The following is a 22,702-nucleotide window of genomic DNA, read 5'->3' as shown; positions in this document are numbered from 1 at the left end:
GGGCTCCGCGGGCGAGGCGCGGCCGCCCTACGGGGCCGGAATCCGACCCGCGCCGTGGCCGCCGCCGAAGGCCGGGCATGATGGCCGGGGCGAAAGCGTCACCCCCGGGAGGCCTCGGTCCCGGACGGAGCCGGCTGCTGTTCGAACGGAGAGGGCACCGGGAAGTAGGCCTCCAGAAAGGCCGCGACGACCTGGTTCTGCTGCACCGCCGACAGCCCGCCTCCGCCTCCGCTTCCGCCCCCGTCGCCCCCGTCGCGTCCGTCCGGGTCCTCGTCGTCCGCGAGGCAGAAGGCGTCGTGGCCGCGCTCGACGGCCAGGTCCGGCAGCCGCTCGATCTCGGCGCGGCGCGCGGTGCTGACGTACGCGTACCTGAGGTCGCCCTCGACGGCACGTCCCTCGGCGAGCGCCAGGTGGGCGGCGAGGGTGACGGGGGCGAGGTCCTCGGCGCTGCGGAAGACGGAACGGGCGGTGGCGGCGAGCCGACCGGGCAGCAGCTCCTCGACGCGGGTGAAGGCGGACCGGGTGAGGGGGTACGGGGTGTGCGCCAGGATGTGGGGATAGGTGCGGCCGACGGCCTCCTCGACGGCCTGCCGGGTGACCTTCTGGGACGAGGTGAACACGTCGTCCCCGGCCCGGCCGCCCGGGTCCACCGCCCGCCAGTCGTGGAAGACCTTGGGCAGTCCGGAGGGCAGGAAGTAGTTCTGCGGGCGCTGGGGCCTGCCGAGGAAGATGTCGTCGTTGAAGTAGAGGAAGTGCTCGGCGAGGCCCGGGATGTGGTGCAGTCGGCTCTCGATGGCGTGGGAGTTGAACACCGCGGGGGCCGTCGGTTCCGTGGACAGCTCGCGATGGTCGATGACCGTGATGTGCGGATGGTCGGCCGCCAGCCAGGCGGGGGCCTGGTCGTCGGTGACGAGGAAGACGCGCCGGACCCAGGGTGCGTAGGCGGCGATGGAGCGCAGGCAGTAACGGAGCTCGCCGCGGTCGCGGTAGCGGTTCTCGGCGAAGTCGATCACCGCGGTCCCGTCGGTCCCGTCGGTCCCGTCGGTCCCGTCGGTCCCGTCGGTGCCGGAAGGGCGGTCCGAGCCAGCCTCCGCCTCGGCGGCCCGGTCCCGACGGCGGCGCCACGCGGGGTCGGCGGCGTCAACCCAGGTGATCACCGCGTCGATCGGGAAGTCGATGTCATCGGGGAAGCGGCTCGAGAAGCAGTCGACGACGGGGTACTCGCGGTCGTCGATGCGGCGGATGGTGGAGGCGGCGAGGGAAGGCACCCACCAGCCGTACGGGGTCTCGCGCAGCACGGCGAGCGCGCCCTCGCCGGAGTCGGGCACCTCCCAGAACTCCAGGTCACAGCCGGTTTCGCGGCCGTACGTCAGGGTCCGGCCGGAGGTGATGACCGGCCGGTGGATGCGTACGGCCCGCACGCGAGCGGTGTGTGCCGCTCCTTCCCCGTCCGTCACCCCCGCGGTCTCGGCGGACTCGACCGCCGCCGGGAGGTCCTCGGCGAGCACGTCCCCGGCTTCCCCGTCGGCGGTGAGCAGACGTGCGTAGACGGGGAGCCCCGTGAAGGCGGCGGCGCAGGCCTTCAAGGCCGCGGCCCGGTCGCCCGGCGCGATGGCCACCCGGTGGACGAGCTCCCCGTCGGGGACCAGCCCGTAGGAGACGGCCGCGTCCTCCAGGGCCTCGGCGACCGACCGGAGACTGGCGGTACGGGCATCGGCGGGGAGCAGGTCGTCGCGTACGGTCACGAGTCGACCGCAGTGCCGGATCAGGCCGGGCACGGTCGCCAGCAGCTCCTCCTCACGGGAGGTGAGCCCGCTGGACGGGGGGATCCTGCCGCCGGTGCGCTCCCGCCCGGCGGGTCCGGGCTGCGGCGGAACGCCCCCGGGGCGACGCAGCGTCCGGGCGAGTTTGCGCAACCCGGCGGGCAGGAGAAGGCGGTGAACACCCTGCATGTACGACCTCGGTGTGGGGTGCCGGTGCGCTGCAGCCGGTCGGCCGAGCGTCCCGGGCAGGAGCGGCGCGCTCAGCGGCAACGGTGGGTACCTTGTTCACGCTCACTTTTGCTGTTGTTCGCTTTTCACGCAAGGGTCGTGAGTGCCGCCGCCCCGACCCACAGCCGATTCTCAGGTGCGCCGACGGCCCAGCGCGCCGCTCCCCCGCACCTCTGGTGCCGCGGCCCGCCCGGAGGGGATCATGGGCGGTGCGCGTTGGCCGTCATCGCCGCAGCGAGTGCTGGAGGTACGTGTGTCCGTAGCGTCGAGTCGTGCGTCCGGGGGTTCCGGGGTCCCGCTGCTCCGCGAGACGATCGGGGACAACCTCGACCGGACCGCAGCGCGCTTCCCCGACCGGGACGCCCTGGTGGACGTGGCCGCCGGCCGCCGGTGGACGTACGCGGAGTTGGCCGCCGTGGTGGACGCCCTCGCCCTGGGGCTGCTGGACCTCGGGATCGTCCGGGGCGACCGGGTCGGCATCTGGGCGCCCAACCGCGCCGAGTGGACGCTGGTGCAGTACGCCACCGCGAAGATCGGGGCGATCCTGGTCACCGTGAACCCCGCTTACCGCTCCCACGAGTTGGAGTACGTGCTCGGGCAGTCCGGCATCCGGCTCCTGGTCGCGGCGGACCGCTTCAAAACCTCCGACTACGCGGCGATGATCGAGGAGGTCCGGCCGCGCTGCCCGGAGCTGGAGTTCACCGTCCTGTTCGACGGGCCCCGGTGGGAGGCACTGCTGGAACGCGGGCGCGGGGCCGATCCGGCCGCGCTGGCGCGGGCGCAGGCCGCACTGGGCCCGGACGACCCGATCAACATCCAGTACACCTCGGGCACCACCGGCTTCCCCAAGGGAGCCACCCTCTCGCACCACAACATCCTCAACAACGGCTTCTTCGTGGGCGAGCTGTGCGGCTACGACGAACACGACCGGGTGTGCATCCCCGTTCCCTTCTACCACTGCTTCGGGATGGTGATGGGCAACCTCGCCTGCACCAGCCACGGTGCGGCGATGGTGATTCCCGCGCCCGCCTTCGATCCGTCGGCAACGCTGGCGGCGGTGGAGGCGGAGGCCTGCACCTCCCTGTACGGGGTGCCCACCATGTTCATCGCCGAACTGGCCGCGCCCGGGTTCGACGGGTACGACCTGTCGAGCCTGCGCACCGGGATCATGGCGGGGTCGCCCTGCCCGGTGGAGGTCATGAACGAGGTCATCGAGCGGATGGGGATGGCCGAGGTCTCCATCTGCTACGGCATGACGGAGACCTCTCCCGTGTCCACGCAGACCCGGGTGGACGACCCGGTCGAGCGCCGGGTCTCCACGGTGGGCCGGGTCGGCCCGCACCTGGAGGTCAAGGTGGTCGATCCGCAATCCGGACGGACCGTCCCGCGGGGTACCCCGGGAGAACTGTGCACCCGGGGCTATTCGGTGATGCTCGGCTACTGGGGCGAGCCCGAGAAGACCGCCGAAGCCGTCGATCCGGAGGGTTGGATGCACACCGGTGACCTGGCGGTCATGGACGGCGACGGCTATCTGAGCATCACCGGCCGGATCAAGGACATGGTGATCCGGGGCGGCGAGAACCTCTACCCGCGCGAGATCGAGGAGTTCCTCCACGCCCACCCCGACGTCATGGACGTCCAGGTCATCGGGGTGCCCGACCCGAAGTACGGGGAGGAGCTGATGGCGTGGGTGCGGATGCGCGAGGGGGCCGCGCCGCTCACCGCGAAGGCCGTGCGCGCGTACTGCGCGGGGCGGCTCGCCCACTTCAAGATCCCCCGCTACGTCCATGTCGTGGAGGAGTTCCCGATGACCGTCACCGGGAAGATCCGCAAGATCGAGATGCGCGCGATGGCGACCCGCCTGTTGGCGGAGGAGGCCGCGGCCGGCAGCGCCTGACCCTGTCGGGGCAGTGGCCGCGGGCTCCCGGGGCGGCGGCTCCGTCAGTTGCACCTAGGGGGTTTCGGATGTCCGCCAAACCGGCGTGACCGTGGGCTGCGAGGATGCAGGCATGGAGCGAGCATTGAGTCGGCTGGAAGCGTCGGAGGCTGTCCACGACTACGGCTGGCGCTTCTTGCTGGGCACTTTGCGAACGTCGGTCCCGGTCGGATCGTTGGCCCAGGCGATCGGCTTGGCGGCGGACGCCGTCGCGGTGTGCGGCAGCAATGCCGATCGGCACCTTCGGGTCGATGCCCGCCCCCAGCGGGTCGTGCTCACCCTGCAGTCGCTGGACCATGCGGCGGTTACCACCCGGGACGTCGAGCTCGCGCGTCGGATCTCGGCCGCCGTCAACGAGACTGGGTTGCTGTTGACGGAGCCCGAGATCGGAACGGGGGCACCGCGGTCAGTCCAACTCCTGGAGATCGCGATTGATGCGCTGGGCATCGCCGAGATTCGGCCGTTCTGGAAGGCGGTGCTGGGTTACGCCGACGAGGCGGGCGCCGAAGGACCGGAGGATCCACTTGTCGACCCTGTTGGGCAGGGCCCGGCGATCTGGTTCCAGCAGATGGATCGGGCGCGCCCGCAGCGCAATCGCATCCACTTCGACATCTGCGTTCCCCATGACGAGGCACCCCGGCGGATCGAGGCCGCACTGGCGGCCGGGGGCCGACTCGTATCCGCGACCCGTGCCCCCGCATTCTGGGTGCTCGCCGACGCGGAAGGGAACGAAGCCTGCGTGACCACATGGCAGGGCCGAGGCGACTGAGGTGCGCTTCGCACCTATGGTCACGACCACTCGTTGATGGTTGCCACCAATACGGTGGCTTCGTAGCGAACGGCGAGCGTGCCATACCTCGCGCCCACCGCGCAGTGGGCGAACTCCGGCAGCCGGCCCCGGAAGCAGCCGCCCGTCGGCCCTCAGTCCTTCCGCTTCGCCGCCGGCTTCGCGAGCGTGCGGTAGCCGGGGTGCACACCCGGTGTCAGCTCCTGCTGCGCCGCGACGCGTTCGAGGAGTTCCAGGAGCCGCGCCCGCCCGTCGGGGTCGAGGGCGGCCAGTAGGTCGTCCTCGTGGGTGGCCGCCGCCCGGGACACCGCGCCGAGGGTCCGTCGCCCTTCGGGGGTGAGGTGCAGTTCGTAATTGCGGCGGTCCTCGGCGCTGCGCCGCCGCTCGACGAGCTGCTTGTCCTCGAGGACGTCGATCAGGGCGACGACTCGGCTGGGTACGACCCCCAGGTCCTCGGCGAGCGCGCGCTGGCTGCGGCCGGGCTGCCCGGCGACCATGCGCAGCAGGCCGACGTCGGCGGGGGTGAGCCCCAGGGTGGCGACGCGTTCCGCGAACCGCCCCGCGGCGTGGGCACCGATCTGTGCGAGGAGGAAGGCCGCTCCGCGCGGAGCCGGGGCCGGAGCCCGGTCCTGGGCCTGAGCCCGGTCCTGGGCCGGAGCCGGAGCCGGGGAGGGATCTGGTTGCCGGGCGCTGTTCACGCGGCTATCGTACGCGACATGTAATGATTCATCGCAGTGAATCATTCTCCTCAAGAACGGATTGTGCCGTGGAAGCGATCGAGAGCCGTGTCCCGCGCAACACCCCCACCACCGCCCCGCAGTCCGGGCCGCCGCCGGGCGTCCTCGCCGTGGTCTTCACCGCCCTGTTCCTCGGCGGCCTCGTCCTCAGCACCCTGCTGGCCGGCGGCGATCCGTTCCCGTCGCCGTTCGGCGACTCGGACGCGATCACCGCGTACTTCCTCGACCACGGGGACGCGGTCCGCGTATCGGGGGCCCTGCAGTTCGCCGCCTCCGTCCCCCTGGCCATCTACGCCGCAACCGTCTCGGCGCGGCTGGGCCGGCTCGGGGTCCGGGCGCCCGGCGCCACCATCGCCCTCGCGGGCGGAGTGCTCGCCGCGGCGTTCCTGGCCTGCTCCGGCCTGGTCACCTGGGTGCTGTCGCACGCCGAGGTGGCTCAGCGACCGGAGCTCGTACGGGCCCTGCAGTACCTGGCGTTCGGCCTGGGCGGCCCCGGGCACGTGGTGCTACTGGGCCTGCTCGTCGCCGGGATCGCCGTACCCGGGCTGCTGGCCGGGCTCCTGCCGCGGGCCCTGGCCGTCGCGGGTCTCGCCGTGGCCGCCATCGCCGAGCTGGCCACCCTCGTCCTGCTGACCGAGGGCGCCGCCCTGCTCCTGCCGGTCGCCCGCTTCGCCGGGCTGGCCTGGCTGATCGCGGCGGGCTTCCTGCTGCCCCGCAACCGTGCCCGCATCCGCGTCCGCGTCCCCGAGGAGAGCTGACATGACCACCACCGACCGGAACACCGCGCAGGCGCAGCGCCTGCTGCGGTTCCACCAGCCGGAGAAGCTCCTGCGCCACCTGGGGCCGCTCGACGAGCCGGTGCTGGCCGCCCTGTTCGGGACCGACGCCGGGGACTACCGGGGCCGGCTGGAGGAGTTCGAGGAGCGCAACCGGGAAGCGGCGGCCACGCTGTCGGCCGAACCGGACACGGCAGCTCGGATCGCCGCACTGCCGTTCCGGCCGGGTGAGCACGTCGTGGCCCTGGGCGAGAGCACCACCGCCGACCGGCTCTCCTGGTTCGAGATCCTGCGGCACCTGCTCCCCAAGGGCGTGCGGTGCACCAATCTGGCCGTATCGGGGAGCACCACCGCCCAGGCCCTGACGCAGCAGCTGCCCGCGCTGGGATTCCAGCGGCCCGACTGGGTGTTGTGCATGCTCGGCGCGAACGACGTACAGCGCATCGACGGCGTTCCGCTCGTCGGCCGCGCCGAGACCTGCCGCAACCTGATCGCCCTGCACGACCTGGCGGTGGCCCGGACGGGAGCCCGGTGGGTCTGGCTCACCCCGACGCACACGGACCCCGACCTCGTGGACGGGTACGAGCACTTTCGGCGGGCCGGGCTGAGCTGGTCCGATGCGGACCTCGATGCCGTGGCCGACTTCCTGCTGGCGCGGCCGGAGCCGGTGGTCGACACGCGCCGCGCGGTGCGCGGCCACCATGAGGCGGACGGCCTCCACCTCACCCCCTCGGGCCAAAGCGCCGTCACTGCCGCCCTGCTGGAGACCCTTGGCCCCTGACCACCCGGAGGTGTGGCGCGCCCCCCGCAGCGGGGCTGCCTACAGCAACATGGTGTTCACCACATCGCGCACCCGGGGTAACAACCGCTTCCTAGCGTGACCGACGTGGGACCACCGGCATGAACGGCGTCGCCGCAGGAACCCTCATGACGGCCCATCGGCCCCCGTCCTGCCGGCGGCGGCGCACCTGCACCCAGCCCCACCGGGAGGCGTGGCATGAGCACCACCGAGTCGCAAGAGACCGTGGCACACACGACGAGGCCCCCTGCCGACCAGGCGGTCAAGGAGACCCTGGAGGACTACACCCTCCGTTTCGCACCCCGCGGATACCGCCGCTGGACCCCCACGGTCGTGGCCACCACCGCCCTCGGCGGCATCGCCTACATGGCCGACTTCTCCATCGGCGCCGGCATCGGCCTGGCCCACGGCACCAGCAACGCGCTCGTGGCCATCACCCTCGCCGCGGTGGTCATCTTCCTCACCGGCTTACCCCTGGTCTACTACGGCGCGCGCTACAACATCGACCTCGACCTGATCACCCGCGGCTCCGGCTTCGGCTACTACGGCTCGGTCCTCACCAGCGTCATCTTCGCCAGCTTCACCTTCATCTTCTTCGCCCTCGAAGGCTCGATCATGGCCCAGGGCCTCGAACTCGGCCTCGGGCTGCCGCTGTGGCTGGGCTACGCGGTGTCCACCCTCATGGTGATCCCGCTCGTCGTCTACGGCATGAAGGCGCTCAGCAGGCTCCAGGTGTGGACCACCCCGATCTGGCTGCTGCTCATGGTCGGTCCGCTGGTCTATCTGATCGCCGAAGACCCCGGCACCGTGGACCGTTTCCTGGCCTACCCCGGCACGGACGGCGACGGCGCCGTCAACACCGCCTCCGTCATGCTCGGAGCGGGGGTGTGCCTGTCCTTGATCGCGCAGATCGGCGAGCAGATCGACTACCTGCGCTTCATGCCGCCCAAAACCGGGGCGAACAAGCGCGCCTGGTGGACCGCGGTGATCATGGCCGGGCCCGGGTGGGTCGTGCTCGGTGCGCTCAAGCAGGCCATCGGGGTCTTCCTCGCCGTCTACATCGTCGCCGAGGTCGGACCGGCGGCCGCGCCCGAGCCCATCCAGCAGTTCCGCAGCGCCTTCGACGCGATGATGCCGGCCTGGTCGGTCGTCCCGCTGGCCGTGGTCCTGGTGGTCATCAGCCAGATCAAGATCAACGTGACGAACGCGTACTCCGGCTCGCTGGCCTGGACGAACTCCTTCACCCGCGTCACCAAGCACTACCCCGGCCGCATGGTCTTCGTCCTGGTCAACCTGGCCTTCGCGCTCGCCCTGATGGAAGCCGACATGTTCAGTTTCCTGGGCAGCGTCCTGGGCTTCTATTCGAACTGCGCGATCGCCTGGGTGGTCACCGTGGCCACCGACATCGGCATCAACAAGTACGTGCTGAAACTGTCCCCGCTCCAGCCGGAGTTCCGCCGGGGGATGCTCCACGCGGTGAATCCGGTCGGCATCGTGGCCTTCGGCGCCGCCTCCGGGCTGTCGATCGCCATGTACTTCCACCTCCTCGGCGACACCCTCCAGCCGTACTCGCCCGTGGCCGCAGCCGCCATCGCCTTCGTCGTCACCCCGCTGATGGCCGTGATCACCAAAGGCCGCTACTACCTGCGCCGCACCGACGACGGCATCCGCGAGCCCCTGCTGGACGCCGACGGGAACCCGAGCGCGGCCGTCCTCGACTGCCACGTCTGCCACCAGTCCTACGAGCGCCCCGACCTCACCGCCTGTGTCACCCACGAGGCGGTCGTGTGCTCCCTGTGCCTGAGCACCGACAAGGCCGGCGACCACGTCCTGCCGGCCACCGTGTAGACCGGCCGGCCGGCCGGCTCCGTTCGGCCGGCGGGCGAGGACGGGTCGGCCGAGGAGCACCGCCGCTCCTGCGGCGGTATCCGAGAACACATGAAAGGGCCCCGGTCACGACGTGCCGCGTACCTTCTCGTCGTGTGCTTGCCAGCAGGCGGGCGGGCTGGGAAGGTCTGCCCCGGCAGGCCGTTCTCCATCCGGCGACCGGACTCCTCAGAGCCCGTAGCGCATGCGCCCCAAGGCCGTCATCGGCTGGTCGTGCGCGGCGACCGGAGCCGGGAGGCAGGTGGAGCCGGTCAGGTAGCGGTCCACGGCGGCCGCCGCCGCCCGGCCCTCGGCGATGGCCCACACCACCAGCGATTGCCCCCGGCCGGCGTCGCCCGCGACGAACACTCCCGGTGCCCGCCGCCCGCCGCCCGCCGCGAAGCCGGCGTCCCGCGCGAAGTTGCCTCGCTCGTCGAGCTCCAGCCCCAGCTGTTCGCGCAGCCCACCGGCCCGCTCCGGGCCCGAGAAACCGAGGGCCAACAGGACCAGCCCCGCCGGTATGACGTCCTCGGTCCCCGCCAAGGGGCTGCGGGCCACCGGCTCGACGGCGGTCAGGTGCAGCGCCCGTACCCGGCCCGCCGCGTCCCCCTCGAAGCGCAGGGTGGCGCGGGCGAACAGCCTGGGGTCCCGGCCGGCGCGCCCCCGGGCTTCCTCGTGGGCGTGGGAGATCCGGTACGTCCTCGGGTACACCGGCCAGGGTTCGTCGTCGGTCCGGCCCGGGCCGGGCTCGGGATTGATGTCGAGCTGGAGCACGGAGACCGCACCCTGCCGCAAGGCGGTACCGAGGCAGTCGGAGCCGGTGTCACCGCCGCCCACGATGACCACGTGCCTGCCTTCGGCGGTGACGGGCGACACGGCGTAGTCGCCCTCCCGTACCCGGTTGGCGCAGGTCAGATACTCCATGGCCTGGTGGATGCCGCCCAGCGCACGGCCCGGTACCGGCAGTTCCCGGCGCTCGCCGGCCCCGATCGCGACGATGACGGCGTCGCAGCCGCCCCGCAGCTCGTCCGCGCCGGCACCGGTCGCGCCGCCGACGTCGGTACCCGTGACGAACACCGTGCCCTCGGCCCGCATCTGCTCGATGCGCCGGTCCAGGTGGGTCTTCTCCATCTTGAACTCGGGGATGCCGTAGCGCAGCAGTCCGCCGATCCGGTCGGCGCGCTCGTGGACGGTGACGCGGTGCCCGGCCCGGGTCAGCTGCTGGGCCGCGGCCAGTCCGGCGGGACCGGAGCCTATGACGGCCACCGCCTTGCCGCTGCGCTTCTCCGGCGGTCTGGGCGCCATGTAGCCGCGCCGCAGGCCCACGTCCGCGATCGCCTGCTCGACGTTCTTGATGGTCACCGGGTCCGCGTTGATCGTGAGGACACAGGCGTCCTCACAGGGGGCCGGGCAGAGCCTGCCCGTGACCTCCGGGAAGTTGTTGGTCGCGTGGAGACGCTCGTACGCCGCACGCCAGTCGCCGTGGGCGGCGTACGCGTTCCATTCGGGTATGAGGTTTCCCAGGGGGCAGCCGGTGTGGCAGAACGGTATGCCGCAGTCCATGCAACGGTCGGCCTGACGGGAGACGACCGGCAGCAGCGCCTGGCCCGCGTAGACCTCGCGCCAATCGCCGAGCCGCTGCTCGACGGGGCGGGCCGGAACGGCCTCGCGGGGGATCCTGAGGAAGCCGAACGGATCGGTCACGCGCCGCCTCCCTGGATCGTGGGCGCGGCGGGCTGCACGGCCCGCGCACCGTGTCGCTCGTACGCGCGTTCTGTGGCGGTTCAGTCAGGTTACGCCGCCCGCGCGGCAGAGACCCGGGCGAACGGAAGGGGTGACCGGACGGATGCGGACGGTGACGGCGGCGTGGTGATCCGCTGCGGCTCGCCCACGGGTCGGGCACGGGCACCGTCCGCTACGGCCGCTCGCCTCTGCGCATGTCTCCGGTCCCCCGTCGTCCGGCCGGTCACCGCCTCCGGACAGCCCTTAGTTGAACGGCTCCAGCGTCATGAAGGCCTCTTGGGGGTTGCCGTCGTGCACCAGCGACTCGTGGGCGCCCACGTCGTCGAAGGCGAAGCCGTACGCCTTACCGTCGGCCATCTGGCCGTGGATGATGCGGGAGTAGTGGTTGGTGACGGCGTCACGGTAGAAGTTGGCGTCGTTCGGGTCGGGTTGGGCCGGGTTGGTCAAGAGCGTCGACCGGTTGAAGCCCGCGCACAGGGTGCGGGAGATCGGGCCACGGACCAGGTCGTTGGGTGCGTCCAGGAGCTTGTAGCAGCCGAAGACGCTGTCGGAATCCGGCTTCTGGAAGCTGGTGACCACCGCTCCCGAGCCGTCGGTGAAGTTCATGACGCTGCCCGAGACCCGGCCGTAGTACTTGGTGTTCGGTTGGTTCGCGAAGGGCGTCACGGTGAGCGTGGAGGAGGCGTACTTCTTCCACACCCGGTTGATGTAGTCGTTCATGGCGCCGGCGGGGATCGCGCCCGCCTCGATGCCGTGGCCGGGCGAGAGCGCGCGCAGCGGTGTGCCGTCGGGGCGGTTCTGGATCAGTCCGCCCCAGCCGGCCGCACGCAGCTGACCGAAGACGGCGTCGTAGCCGCCCGGGCGCAGCCGGCCCGTGCTCGTGACCGTACCGTCGGTCGCCTTCACGCCCACCGCGTACGGGGCCGAGAACATGTCGACCTGGGTGCTGTTGATCCACAGGCCGGCATCGCCCAGCGTGTACTCGGACCAGTTGAACAGGACGTTGCGGTTGGGGTCGGAGGGGTTCTGCACGGCGGGCTGCACGAGGCCGCCGGTACTGAGCTTGAAGACGATCTTCTGGCCGATGGAGAAGTAGACGCGTCCGGAGAACTTGGGCATCCGGATCGTCTTGGTCTGCCCGTTGGCCGGACCCGTGATCGACGCGTCGGGCGCCGGGGTGGGGGGATTGCCCCCAGCGGGCCAGGGGTGGAACGCGCCGTTGGCGTCGGCCCAGCCCTGCCGTCCCGTCGCGAGCTGCGTGCCCAGGTTGTAGACGTACACCGGCTCGCCGCGTCCCGAGTTGTTCTTGATCGTGAGCGGGATGGTCGCCGGTACGGCCTCTGCCGATGTCAGCGGACCGAGGGCGATCAGGCTGGCGGCGACCGCCAGCGCCGAGAGCCCGGAAGCCAGCACCTTCGATAAGCGGAACACGATCTGCCTCCTTGTGGGGCACCTGACAGTGGGGGGAGGTGCAACGCTCCCATGCCCATGAATTGACGAATGAGAGCGCTCTCAGCGTCTGACTGCGTTCAACTCCTGTCAATGAACTTGTCCGATGCAGAGCAGAAGGCCCGTTCGGCTTCGCGACCCTCAGAACGGCGCGGGCGCTCGAGTGAACCTGTCCGAGACGTCCCCGACGAGGTCGATCCCGTCGGGACGCAGCGTCATGACGGGAGCTCCGTGGGACAGGTCGAAGCGGTCGATCTCGGCCCACAGGAGGTTCGGGCTGGTGGCCAGTTCGAAGAAGTACCGCTTGCTGGTGAGGTCACAGACGGTGCGGTACTCGGTGTTGTAGGTCTTGAACCTCCCCTCGCGGTACGGCGCGCCGAAGGGCACCGAGGCGTTGCGGGTGACGGCCAGGATCGCGGCGACCGCCTCCCGGTCGTCCGCAGGCTCGGGCAGCAGCGAACTGAAGTAGGCGGCGCGCTGGAAGCGGTCGACCGCGTTCACGTTTCCGGGGAGGGGAACCTCGCTGCTGGGCCGGTCGTGACCGAGCCCCTGCACGGCGCGCACCTTTTCCCGCAGCAGACGGAGTTGCTCCTCGTAGGGGGGTTCGTTCGTCATGATCGTGTAGCTGCGGTCGTGGTGCACCTGCCGCCCGCCCGCGATGTACTCGACGATCGCGGAGTCCCCGGACGCGTCCTCGAGGGCCACGTGCACCGAGGCCCGGAAGCCGCGCATCTCGACCGGTACCAGCTGACAGGTGTCGAGCAGGTCCAGGGCGTCCTGCACGGTGCCGGCGCAGTCCAACAGGTACTGGATCCACAGGGCGATCTGCAGGCCGGGCCTGCTGGGGTCGCGGGGGCCGAGGTCGGTGACGTCCAGGTACAGCATGTGCGCCGCGAGGCCGGCTTCGTTGATGCCGTCGGCCGTGCCGGCACCGTAGACGGTCGTCACGAGGCTGCCGAAGGCGCTCGTCCACAGCAGGGGGTTGTCGTCGACGACGGTGGTACCCGCGAGGGTGCCGCCGTCGCGCTCCACCCCCCGGGGGAACACGGTCAGGACCGGCTCGGTCGATTCCGGCCAGTCCATCGTCCGGCCTGCGAGGACAGCGTGGTCGTTGGTGTTCCACAAGATCCGTGTGCACATGGGTGAATCCCTCGTCCCTCTCTTTGTGAGCCGTACGCATCGGCTTGCGCTCGAGCCACGTCCCCTCCACCGTCAACCGACAGGCACCAGTTAGCCGACGGGGCCCGAACGGGTGCGGGCCCGGGAGACGGACCGGTCGCGGAACCACGCGCAGACTCCCACCAGCACCGCCGCCCCCACCCCGTACACCGGCAGCCGCAGGGTCGTCGTGGCCGCCAGGCACTCCGCAACGGCCTTGCGGGCCTGGTCCTCCTGCGCGAACGCCACGGCCGGGCCGCCACTGGCGGCCAGGTTCCCGAGCCCGGCCTCCACCTGGAGCGCCGCGTACCTGCCCACCAGCACGCAGTCGCTGCGCGTGCCCGGCATCGGGAACAGCCACGCCCGGCGCTGCAGGAGGGGCGCCAGTGCGATCGCCACGCACAGGCCGACGACCAGTGAGTACGCGACCAGGCCGCGCACGTACGGCGAGCGGATGTCCGGGGACCACTGCGCCCGTCGCTGGAAGGCGAGCAGCACCGCGAGCAGGGTCACGCCGATGAACGTGGCGAACCACTGCCACGAGCCCTGGGCGAGGGCGAACGTCAGCACCGCGGCAAGTCCGATGCCGATGACCCCGGGAGCGGGAATGCCGTCGGCCGCCCCGGCGGATGCCGGCCTCGTGGTCGCTCGCGGTCTGGAATCAGTCACCGGCTCTCCTGCAGGGCGGGGGCCCCAGCATGTGCCGCGGGACGCCGCGGCCCCGGGTGCCATGCCGTACGCGCCCCGTGCCCCGCCCGGATGGCCCGCGCCCGCCCCCGCCCGCCCTGATCGCCCAGCAGATCTCCTTCCTCCAGCAGGCACAGAGCCGAGTCAAGCTGGAGACCACCTAGCCTGCGGTGGCCGGTCCCAGGGCCTGCTCCAGGACTTCCAGGACGGTGTTGCCGAACAGCTCGGCCTTGTATCCGGTCTGCGGCAGCGGCCGGCAGCGGGCGAGGACCGTCGCTGCGGCCGCGGCGAGGACGTCCGGCGTGGCCTCGCGGCCGATCAGGGCGGCCTCCACCTCCGTGAGCCGCAGCGGTACGCGGGCCACCCCGCCCGCCGCGACGGCGGCACGCGTGACGGTGGAGCCGTCGAGCACCAGCCGGGCGGTGGCCTCGACCAGGGGCCATTCGGCGTGGGCCCGGCTGATGGCCCGGTGGCAGGCTGCGCGTTCGCCGGGCCAGGGCGCGGGCAGGTGGACCGAGGTGAGGATGCGGTCCGGCGGCAGCAGGTGGTCGGCGTGGGAGAGCCGTTCGCCCTCTCCGTACAAGTCGGCCACGCCGCGCGGGGATTCGCCGTGGACGTGCGCCTCGGCGTCGTAGGTGAGCAGGGCCATCGCCAGAGTGGACGGGTGCGGGGCGATGCACGGGCCCTCGCCGCTGACCACGCCGAAGTGGTGGTCGCCCTGGCGCGCGGGGCAGCCGGGGCCGCCCTTCTGGAGGCAGCTGAAATGCGGATTGCGGTAGTACCAACAGCGGTTGCGCTGCAGCAGGTTGCCGCCCACGGTGCCGGCGGCACGGATCTGCGGTGTGGCCGCGGTCCCGGCCGCCAGGGCCAGGGCCGGCCAGCCGGCGCGTACCCGCGGATCGGCGGCCAGCTCGGCGAGGGTCGTCAGGGCGCCGATCTGTAGCCCGCCGCCGGGCAGTGGCGTGCAGCCGCGCAGGTGGGCGGCGCCGCCGAGGTCGGTGAACGGCCCCGGGGAGATGCCGCTGCGCTGCCGGGCGGTGGTGTCGGTGCCACCGGCGCGCAGTTCCCCGCCGCGGGCCAGGACGGTGGCCGAGAGGTCGGTGAGGGCGGTTTCGGTGCTCACGTGCCCAGTCCTTCCAGGAGCCGGTCGGGGCGGATGGGCATGTCGTACGGGCGCCAGCCGGTTGCGTCGTGCACGGCGTTGGCCAGGCAGGCGGCGGTGGGCAGGGTCGCGATCTCGCCGAGGCCGACTCCGCCACCGGGCACGTGCTCGAAGCCCTCCTGGTGGAAGTGGACGGTGATCTCGGGGGTGTCCCCGATGCCGGGGATGCGGTAGTCCTCGAGGTTCTCGGTCAGCACCCTTCCGGTGGCCGGGTCGGTGCGCCGTTCCTCGTACAGGGCGTAGCCGATGCCCTGTACGACGGCGCCCTGGCACTGGCTGCGGGCGAGGCGGTCCTCGTGGATCCGGCCCGCGGCGATGCCGCTCCACACGCTGAGCGGGCGGACGCGACCGAGCCGGGTGTCCACCTCGACCTCGGCGACCTGCACCGATCCGGTGAAGCCGCGGCCGATCGCGATGCCACCCATGGTGAAGGGGGTCACGAAGCCCCGGCGGTCGCGGGGGCGGCGGCCGGTCACCCGTACGCCGTGCGCCATGGCCAGCCGGGCGGCGACGTCACCGCCGCCGAGCGCGTCGCGCAGTCGGGCGGCGGCGTCCGCGGCGGCGGGCACGAGGGAGGGCGTGGTGCGGCTGCCGCCGGAGGTGGGGCCGTGGACGGCGTCGCTGTGGCCGATCTCGGCGCGCACCCTGTCCTCCGGCAGGCCGAGTCCCGCGGCGACGGCCCGGCGCAGCACGGTGCGCGAGCCCGTGCCCATGTCCTGCACGGCGCAGCGGGCGACGACGATGCCGTCCTCGACGGTGAGCTCGACTTCGGTGACGGGGTCGAGGAAGTACATCCAGTTGGCCGCCGCGACGCCGACGCCGCGGCGGTACCGGCCGGTGCCGCCGCGGGGGCCCGACCAGACCGGGAGCGCGGCCCCCCGCTCGTACAGGGCGTGCCGCTTGGGGTTGCCGTCCCAGCGGCGGCGCAGGGCGATCGGGTCCTCGCCGAGCCGCTGGGCCATCTCGTCGACGGCCTGCTCCAGGGCCCAGCACATGGTGGGTCCGCCCGGGCCGCGGAACGGGGCGCCCGGAGGGCGGTGGGTGACGGTGTCGAAGTCGCGGAGCCGCCGGGGGGCCTTGCCGTACATGAAGCGGGCCAGTGCCGCCACGGTGCCGCCGATCGAGACGCCGCCGTCGTTGTCCGCGTCCATCGCCAGCGCGCTCAGATCGCCGGCCGCGTCCGCGACCATGGCCAGCCGGATCCGGGTGCCGGGCCGGTATCCGCCGTCGGTGAGTTCCTCGTCCCGGTCCAGCACCACCCGCACCGGGGCGTCGTGCAGCCGGGCCAGTTCGACCGCGGCGACGACGTCGGAGGTCAGTCCCATTTTGCAGCCGAAGCCGCCGCCCACGTGGACGGCTCGTGCCACCACGCGCTCGACGGGCAAACCGAAGCGTTCGGCGGCGAGCTCGGCCGTGCGTTTCACGGACTGGGTGGACACCTCCAGGTGGAGGGTGCCGTCGACCCACCGGGCCAGGCAGGCGTGCGGTTCGAGGGGGGTGTGCGTCTGCGCGGCGGTGGTGTAGACGCCTTCCACCACCCGTTCGGGAGTGCGGCTGCGGGCCTCGGTGATGCGGCGCACGGCCGTGGCGGGGCGTTTGCTCATGGCGGACGGGCCCCGGAGGTTGCCGCGCCAGCGGGCGGGCACGAGTTGGGGGGTCTCGCCGGACCCCGGTGCGCGCTTGCGCGCCGCCTTGTCCTCGTAGACCAAGGGGCCCTCACCGGTTCGGGCCCGGCGTGCGTCCAGGGCCGCCGGGAGCACCTCGTAGTCCACCGTGACCCGCGCGGCCGCCGCCCGTGCGGAGGCCCGGTCCGGCGCCGCGACCGCGGCCACCGGCTGGCCGACGTACCGCACCACGCCGTCCGGGGGGAGCAGCGGTACCAGGGGCAGGTCGCCGGCTTCGAGGGAGCGTACGAGCGCGTGCGCGTGCGGCGAGCGGATGATCACCCCTTCCAGCAGTCCCTCGGGGCGCAGGTCCGTGGTGTAGCGGGCCGATCCGTCGGTCTTCTGCGGAGCCTCGGTGCGCGGGACCGCCGGCGCTTCCCCTCCGGCCGGGGCCGTGTCGTAGTCGCCGGCGCAGGCCGCGGCCACCGCGCTGAGGATCCCCTCGTACGCACCGCACCGGCACAGGTGGCCCGCGAGCGCGTCCGCGATGGGCTCCCGTCCGGGCCGGGTGCGGCCGTGGGCGGCTCGCCACCGCTCGAAGAAGGCCGCCGCCGCGACGACGAACCCCGGGGTGCAGTAGCCGCACTGGAGGGCGTCCTCGCCGGCGAAGGCACGTCCGACCGGGTGGCCGGACAGGCCCTCCACGGTCGTGACCCGTCGGCCGGCCAGCAGGACCGCCGGTGTCAGGCAGGACACCCGGGGTTCACCGTCGACCTGGATCGTGCAGGCCCCGCACACCCCGCCCGCACAGACCAGTTTGGTGCCGGTCAGCCCCAGCCGGTCCCGCACGACGTCCACGGCGGCCGGGTCGTCGTCCACGTCCACCACGCGGCGGGTGCCATTGACCTCGAACTCCACGAGACGTTCTCCTCACCGCGGGGTGGCGCCTGTCGCACCTGGCGCGCGCCTTCACGCTCCTTGATATCGCGCTCGCGGCTCCGGCGCAGGTCGGCGCCGGCCCGGCCGGCGGTCGCGGGGCACCGGAACGTGCGCCAGGTACAGGCGGGCCCATCCGGCACCCCTGCACCGTTCGTGCCTCCCGCACTGCCCCGCGCGGCCGGGGCCGGGGCGTCGGCGATATTCGCTTGCGCACCGTCCGTCGCTCGGAGCAACGTCGGCGGACACCGAACGAAGGCAGAGCCGATGACCACCACACCTCCTCACCCCGTCGACCACGAACTCATCCGGGCCGCAACACACGTCGCGCGCACCCGCTGCCGCGGCGACAACCACACCGTGGCTGCCGCGGCCCGCGCCCGGGACGGCCGGATCATCACCGCCGTGAACGCCGACCACTTCACCGGCGGTCCCTGCGCCGAGCTGGTCCTCATCGGCACCGCGGCCGCCCAGGGCGCGTACGTACTGGACACGATCGTCGCCGTGGGCGACCGTGACCGGGGGATCCTTCCCCCGTGCGGCCGATGCCGCCAGGTCCTCCTCGACTACTTCCCCGCCATCGAGGTCATCGTCGGGACGGGCGACCACCCCCGGACCCCCCGGACCTTCTCCATCACCGACCTGCTCCCCGAGAGCTACGTCTGGGCCGACCACCAACTCGACCCGTCCTGACCGCCGTCCGAAAGGATCTGCATCATGAGTGAAGCACCTTTCGACGCCGTTCTCTGCGACTTCGACGGGGTCCTGCGCCTGTGGGATCCCGATGGGATGGCCGCGCTCGACCGCACGGCCGGACTGGCCGAGGGCACGCTCGCGTCCGCCGCGTTCCGCCCCGAGCTCCTGGACGCCGCCGTCACCGGTCGGATCAGTGACGAACAGTGGCGCCGGCGCGTCGCGGAGGATCTCGCCGAGGTCTGCGGGTCAGGGGCCCGTGCTCAGGATCTCGTCGGCGGCTGGGCGGCGCTGACCGGCCGCGTCGATGGGGCCGTCCTGGAGATCCTGACCGCGATCCGCAGCCGGGTGCCGGTGGTCCTGGTGTCGAACGCGACCACCCGCCTGGAGGCCGACCTCACCGCGCTGGGGCTGGCCGACGCGTTCGACGCGGTCATCAACACCGCCCGCACCGGCGTCGCCAAACCCGACCACCGGGTCTTCGAAGCCGCGGCGGAGGCGGTGGGAGTGGAGCTGGGGCGGTGCCTGTTCATCGACGACACTCCCGGCCACGTCGCCGCGGCACGAGCGGCCGGGCTGACCGGGATCCACTACCGGCACGTCGACCAGCTGCGGGACGCGACCGCGGCGCTGCGAACGTGACCGTCACCGTGACCGGGCGAGCCGCAACCACCGGTCCACCCGGCGATCACCGGGCCGCTCGCCAGGGGGTCGGTCGCACGTCCCGTGGCGGAGTCCCCGTCCAAAACGGGTGGACGGGCGCCGCAGCGTGGGCGAGGATCCTCCGCATGACGACGTGAAGAGCAGCGGCCGGGTGGCGGCACTGGCGCAAGGTCGGAACCTGGGACACGCTCCCCGACGGGGACCGACGGGGCTGCGCCGCCTGCGGGACGCCCGTCCGCTCGTACCAGTACCGCCACCATCCGCCCGAGTCATCCCACTTCGAGCGGTGCATCGGATTCGCCTGGTGCTCGGGGTGCCGGATCTACTCCGGGAACATGGTGTACGTCCATCGGAAACGGGTCCTCGTCGACGTCCTCGCGCCGCTCCCCCGCGAACAACGAGAACGTATCGCCCGTTCGGAAACCCGGCTGATCGAGTTCCTGGACCGCCGGCTCCGAGACGGCCGCGGTGGTCACTGACCGGGTACCCCCTCCGCGACCGGTCTCGTACAGTGCGGTGATGTCGACCGTGCGAGTGATGACCGAGGCCGATGTCACGGCTGTCTCGGAGATTCGGGTGACCGGCTGGAAGGTCGCGTACGCCGGGATCGTGCCCCGGTCCTACCTCGATCGCATGACGGTCGAAGCGGATGCGCACCAGCGCCGCCAGTACGTCACGAAGCCGGACAAGGCCACGGTCGACCTGGTGGCGGTGGACGCCCGCGGCGCAGTGACGGGTTGGGCCTGCTTCGGGCCTTCGCGCACGGCTGCGGGTGAGCTCTACGCGCTGTACGTCCGGCCCTCGCTCATCGGGTCCGGCATCGGTCGCACGCTCCTGGGGGCCGTGCACGCCAACGCTGCGGCGCTTGGCTTCGGTTCGGTCCTGCTGTGGGTGCTCACCGACAACACCGGGGCGCGTCGGTTCTACGAACGGGCCGGCTATGTCGCCGATGGTGCGGTCCAAACCGACGACTACGACGGGGTGTCCCTCACCGAGGTCCGCTACCGACTCGCCCTGTAGCGGCGTACGACCGGAAGACGGTGCGGCGGCAGTGGCCGGATTGCGGGCTGGACAGTCGGCAGGAGCCGCCGGAGCATGGCGCGCAGGTGCCAGGCCTTTCCAGGGGAAGGACCGTCAGGATGAGCGGGGACAACGGGAAGTCGGGCGGCCGGTGGCCTTGGCGGCGGTCGCCCGCGAGCGGCGGCCCGAGACCGGCGGGACCGTTGGGACCCGGCCGTCCCGGTGCGCCGGGACTCCCCCACCCGTCGATCCCTCCCGGCGCGCGGATGCCGGACGCCGTGAGGAACCTCCGTGTACTGATGATGGTCCTGGGCGGGCTGCAGGCCCTCCTCGGCATCGCCCTGGTGACCAACAGCGTGGCCGTCGCCACTTTCATCTGGGGCGACGGTGACGCTTCCGCCCCGTGTTGCACCACGGCGGACGAAGACCGCGCCGGGATGGTGGTGTTCGTCGGCCTACTCGTCCTCGCGGTCTCCGCATGGGGGGTCACCACCGCCCTCAAATTCCCCACGCGCCATCAGAACCTGCGCGTGTCCGCCTTCGCCTACGGGTGGACGGCCCTGCCCTTCAGCTGGGCGTTCTTCCAGGTGATCCCCCTCCTGGGATTCGCCTGGCTGGTGCCGGCGGTCCTGGCGATCGCCCGCCCGAACCAGCCGGAAAGCCGTGCCTGGTTCAACCACCGGTCCCCGTGACACGGGGCCGGGGGCGACGCGACGGCGCGCGCTGAGGCCGCGGAAGGGACGGGCTTCGCCGAGAAGCCACCAGGGCCGCGTACGGCTTGGGCGGGCCCGTCGCGGCAGGCGTTCTCACCGACTCCGACGCGCCCGGGAAACCCCGGGGGAAGCCGCCGCGGCGGCCCGTCCCGGCCGGGACGCGGCAGCGTCAGCAGGGTCCGCGGGCACCCGGACGCGGGGACGGCGCACCACGGGCGCGGCCGGCGCGGCCCGTCGGCCGGTCCCGGTCACAGCCCTGTCGGCGGCTTGCCGGATCGGCCCGCCGCCCCACCGGCATGCACCCGCTTGCACCACACGGGAGGTGTGAGATCCGCCCCGGCCGGTTATTCGAGGGAGGTCTATCGACATTCCTGGACGAAGGGGCACCAGTGGCGCATCCCATGCAGGAGACCCGCTCCGGGGTCGGGCTGCACGTGAACGGCCAGCGGTACGAGCTCGACGTGGACCACCGGGTCACCCTCCTGGACCTGCTGCGGGAGCACCTCGGCCTGACCGGCGCCAAGAAGGGGTGCGACCACGGCCAGTGCGGCGCCTGCACCGTCCTGGTCGGCGGCCGGCGGGCCAACAGCTGCCTCCTGCTCGCCGTCGCCCACGACGGCGCCCGGGTCACCACCGTGGAAGGACTGGGCGGCGACGGAGCGGGCGGCCTGCACCCGTTGCAGGAGGCCTTCATGGAACGGGACGCCTTCCAGTGCGGCTACTGCACGCCCGGTCAGCTCTGCTCCGGCGCCGGCCTGCTCGCCGAAGCGGCCGCCGACCCCGGGGCCGCGGACCTCAGCCGCTCCGGGATCGCCGAGGCGATGAGCGGCAACCTGTGCCGATGCGGCGCGTACCCCCGCATCGTGGACGCCGTACGGGACGTGGCCGCAGCCTCGGGGGCCACTGCCCCGGCCCGGGCTTCCGGTGACGGACGGGTGGTCACGTGAAGCCGTTCGCGTACGTGCGCGCCACGGGTCTCGCCGAGGCCGTCGCCGCCCACGGCGGGCGGCCCGGCTCCCACTACCTCGGCGGCGGCACCAACCTCGTGGACCTCATGAAGCTCGGGGTCGAAGCCCCCGACACCCTCGTCGACCTCGCCGGCCTGCCGCTCGGCACCGTCGAGGAGACCGCGGACGGCGGCCTGCGGATCGGCTCCGGGGTACGGGGCAGCGACCTCGCGCTCCACCCCCTCGTCCGCACCCGCTACCCCGTCCTGTCCCAGGCGCTCCTGGCCGGTGCCTCGGCCCAGCTGCGCAACGTCGCAACCACCGGCGGAAACCTGCTCCAGCGCACCCGCTGCCCCTACTTCCAGGACGTGGCCAAGCCCTGCAACAAGCGGGAGCCCGGCTCCGGCTGCGGCGCCCGTGACGGAGTCCACCGGGACCACGCCGTCCTCGGCCACTCCCCGCAGTGCATCGCCACCCACCCGTCCGACATGGCGGTGGCGCTCGTCGCGCTCGACGCGGCCGTCGAGCTCCAGGGCCCCGACGGCGCCCGTACGGTACTCGCGACCGCTTTCCACCGGCTGCCGGGCGACCACCCCGAACGGGACACCGTCATCGAGCCCGGCGAGATCGTCACTGCGGTCACGCTCCCGCCGGACCGCGCCGGCCTCCCGTCGCGCTACCGCAAGGCCCGCGACCGCGCCTCGTACGCCTTCGCGCTCGTCTCCGTCGCCGCCGTGCTCGACGTCTCCGGGGGACGCGTCCGCGATGTCGCGCTCGCCTTCGGCGGGCTCGCCCACCGCCCCTGGCGCGCCACCGCCGCCGAGGAACGGTTGCTGGGCGCCGCGCCCACCGAGAGCGCCGTACGGGAGGCCGTCGAGGCCGAGCTCAACTCGGCGGAGCCGCTGCACGACAACGCCTTCAAGGTCCCCCTCGCCCGCAGCCTCGCCCGCGACGTACTCCACTCCCTTTCCGGGAGTCCCCCCTCCCGCGGCTCCCGCCCCTGAAGACGCCCTCCGCCCCGCCCCCGATCGCGAG

General features: G+C 72.5%; 19 protein-coding genes. 11 read left to right on the top strand and 8 right to left on the bottom strand.

Features of this window, described 5'->3' with window-relative positions; translation table 11 throughout:
* Positions 1-98: 98 nt before the first annotated feature.
* Positions 99-1,952, bottom strand: coding sequence for a Stealth CR1 domain-containing protein (locus OG207_RS41620; RefSeq protein ID WP_329106629.1), 1,854 nt, complete (start codon positions 1,950-1,952; stop codon positions 99-101).
* A gap of 241 nt (positions 1,953-2,193) precedes the next feature.
* Here OG207_RS41620 and OG207_RS41615 point away from each other — a divergent pair, with 241 nt between their 5' ends.
* Together OG207_RS41615 and OG207_RS41610 are read left to right on the top strand one after the other, a co-directional pair.
* On the top strand, positions 2,194-3,888 hold the full coding sequence (locus OG207_RS41615; protein WP_329106628.1) for an AMP-binding protein: 1,695 nt from the start codon (positions 2,194-2,196) through the stop codon (positions 3,886-3,888).
* A gap of 112 nt (positions 3,889-4,000) precedes the next feature.
* Positions 4,001-4,696, top strand: a complete 696-nt coding sequence (locus OG207_RS41610; RefSeq protein ID WP_329106626.1) for a VOC family protein — start codon at positions 4,001-4,003, stop codon at positions 4,694-4,696.
* Between the two features lie 152 nt (positions 4,697-4,848).
* On the opposite strand, the gene OG207_RS41605 is transcribed toward OG207_RS41610, so the two are convergent.
* Positions 4,849-5,412, bottom strand: a complete 564-nt coding sequence (locus tag OG207_RS41605; RefSeq protein ID WP_329106624.1) for a MarR family winged helix-turn-helix transcriptional regulator — start codon at positions 5,410-5,412, stop codon at positions 4,849-4,851.
* A 68-nt stretch (positions 5,413-5,480) separates the two neighbouring features.
* Here OG207_RS41605 and OG207_RS41600 point away from each other — a divergent pair, with 68 nt between their 5' ends.
* The 3 genes from OG207_RS41600 to OG207_RS41590 all read left to right on the top strand — a co-directional run bounded on the left by OG207_RS41600 (position 5,481) and on the right by OG207_RS41590 (position 8,874).
* Positions 5,481-6,209: a hypothetical protein gene (locus tag OG207_RS41600; RefSeq protein WP_329106622.1), complete on the top strand. Its 729-nt coding sequence runs from the start codon at positions 5,481-5,483 to the stop codon at positions 6,207-6,209.
* 1 nt (position 6,210) lies between these two features.
* On the top strand, positions 6,211-7,008 hold the full coding sequence (locus OG207_RS41595) for an SGNH/GDSL hydrolase family protein (protein ID WP_329106620.1): 798 nt from the start codon (positions 6,211-6,213) through the stop codon (positions 7,006-7,008).
* Positions 7,009-7,224: 216 nt separating this feature from the next.
* Entirely contained in the window at positions 7,225-8,874 is a 1,650-nt protein-coding gene (locus tag OG207_RS41590; protein ID WP_329106619.1) for a purine-cytosine permease family protein, read from the top strand.
* Between the two features lie 207 nt (positions 8,875-9,081).
* Here OG207_RS41590 and OG207_RS41585 read toward each other — a convergent pair whose 3' ends face one another.
* From OG207_RS41585 to OG207_RS41560, 6 genes are all read right to left on the bottom strand, one after another.
* Positions 9,082-10,596: a glutamate synthase subunit beta gene (locus OG207_RS41585; protein ID WP_329106617.1), complete on the bottom strand. Its 1,515-nt coding sequence runs from the start codon at positions 10,594-10,596 to the stop codon at positions 9,082-9,084.
* Positions 10,597-10,878: 282 nt separating this feature from the next.
* A complete protein-coding gene (locus OG207_RS41580; RefSeq protein WP_329106615.1) occupies positions 10,879-12,066 on the bottom strand; it encodes a glycoside hydrolase family 64 protein in 1,188 nt (395 codons plus the stop codon).
* A 159-nt stretch (positions 12,067-12,225) separates the two neighbouring features.
* Positions 12,226-13,224 (bottom strand): linear amide C-N hydrolase, encoded by a 999-nt coding sequence (locus OG207_RS41575; protein WP_329106613.1) that lies wholly within the window; start codon positions 13,222-13,224, stop codon positions 12,226-12,228.
* Positions 13,225-13,314: 90 nt separating this feature from the next.
* Positions 13,315-13,911 carry a hypothetical protein gene (locus tag OG207_RS41570; RefSeq protein WP_329106610.1) on the bottom strand — a complete coding sequence of 199 codons (597 nt, stop codon included), beginning with the start codon at positions 13,909-13,911 and terminating at the stop codon, positions 13,315-13,317.
* Positions 13,912-14,089: 178 nt separating this feature from the next.
* Positions 14,090-15,052: an FAD binding domain-containing protein gene (locus OG207_RS41565; RefSeq protein ID WP_329106609.1), complete on the bottom strand. Its 963-nt coding sequence runs from the start codon at positions 15,050-15,052 to the stop codon at positions 14,090-14,092.
* Positions 15,049-17,613, bottom strand: coding sequence for a molybdopterin-dependent oxidoreductase (locus OG207_RS41560; protein ID WP_329106607.1), 2,565 nt, complete (start codon positions 17,611-17,613; stop codon positions 15,049-15,051). Before OG207_RS41560 ends, OG207_RS41565 begins: the two co-directional genes overlap by 4 nt.
* Positions 17,614-17,898: 285 nt before the next feature.
* Between OG207_RS41560 and OG207_RS41555 the strand changes: the two genes are divergently transcribed.
* The 6 genes from OG207_RS41555 to OG207_RS41530 all read left to right on the top strand — a co-directional run bounded on the left by OG207_RS41555 (position 17,899) and on the right by OG207_RS41530 (position 22,671).
* Entirely contained in the window at positions 17,899-18,324 is a 426-nt protein-coding gene (locus OG207_RS41555; RefSeq protein WP_329106605.1) for a cytidine deaminase family protein, read from the top strand.
* Between the two features lie 24 nt (positions 18,325-18,348).
* Positions 18,349-18,966, top strand: a complete 618-nt coding sequence (locus OG207_RS41550; RefSeq protein WP_329106603.1) for an HAD family hydrolase — start codon at positions 18,349-18,351, stop codon at positions 18,964-18,966.
* A 540-nt stretch (positions 18,967-19,506) separates the two neighbouring features.
* Positions 19,507-20,007 (top strand): GNAT family N-acetyltransferase, encoded by a 501-nt coding sequence (locus tag OG207_RS41545; RefSeq protein ID WP_329106601.1) that lies wholly within the window; start codon positions 19,507-19,509, stop codon positions 20,005-20,007.
* Positions 20,008-20,285: 278 nt separating this feature from the next.
* Entirely contained in the window at positions 20,286-20,699 is a 414-nt protein-coding gene (locus tag OG207_RS41540; RefSeq protein WP_329106599.1) for a hypothetical protein, read from the top strand.
* Positions 20,700-21,121: 422 nt separating this feature from the next.
* On the top strand, positions 21,122-21,667 hold the full coding sequence (locus tag OG207_RS41535) for a (2Fe-2S)-binding protein (protein WP_329108254.1): 546 nt from the start codon (positions 21,122-21,124) through the stop codon (positions 21,665-21,667).
* Positions 21,664-22,671: an FAD binding domain-containing protein gene (locus OG207_RS41530; RefSeq protein ID WP_329106597.1), complete on the top strand. Its 1,008-nt coding sequence runs from the start codon at positions 21,664-21,666 to the stop codon at positions 22,669-22,671. Before OG207_RS41535 ends, OG207_RS41530 begins: the two co-directional genes overlap by 4 nt.
* Positions 22,672-22,702: the final 31 nt, after the last annotated feature.

Source organism: Streptomyces sp. NBC_01439, from assembly GCF_036227605.1.
In the GTDB taxonomy this organism is placed as follows: Bacteria; Actinomycetota; Actinomycetes; order Streptomycetales; family Streptomycetaceae; genus Streptomyces.
Note: the sequence above shows the minus strand (reverse complement) of the source record. Positions and strands in the feature narration are given on the sequence as shown.

Coding starts and splice junctions, on each gene's coding strand:
- OG207_RS41620 (WP_329106629.1), bottom strand. CDS start 1,952: ATGCAGGGTGTTCACCGCCTTCTCCTGCCCGCCGGGTTGCGCAAACTC.
- OG207_RS41615 (WP_329106628.1), top strand. CDS start 2,194: ATGGGCGGTGCGCGTTGGCCGTCATCGCCGCAGCGAGTGCTGGAGGTA.
- OG207_RS41610 (WP_329106626.1), top strand. CDS start 4,001: ATGGAGCGAGCATTGAGTCGGCTGGAAGCGTCGGAGGCTGTCCACGAC.
- OG207_RS41595 (WP_329106620.1), top strand. CDS start 6,211: ATGACCACCACCGACCGGAACACCGCGCAGGCGCAGCGCCTGCTGCGG.
- OG207_RS41590 (WP_329106619.1), top strand. CDS start 7,225: ATGAGCACCACCGAGTCGCAAGAGACCGTGGCACACACGACGAGGCCC.
- OG207_RS41575 (WP_329106613.1), bottom strand. CDS start 13,224: ATGTGCACACGGATCTTGTGGAACACCAACGACCACGCTGTCCTCGCA.
- OG207_RS41555 (WP_329106605.1), top strand. CDS start 17,899: ATGACCACCACACCTCCTCACCCCGTCGACCACGAACTCATCCGGGCC.
- OG207_RS41550 (WP_329106603.1), top strand. CDS start 18,349: ATGAGTGAAGCACCTTTCGACGCCGTTCTCTGCGACTTCGACGGGGTC.
- OG207_RS41545 (WP_329106601.1), top strand. CDS start 19,507: ATGTCGACCGTGCGAGTGATGACCGAGGCCGATGTCACGGCTGTCTCG.
- OG207_RS41535 (WP_329108254.1), top strand. CDS start 21,122: ATGCAGGAGACCCGCTCCGGGGTCGGGCTGCACGTGAACGGCCAGCGG.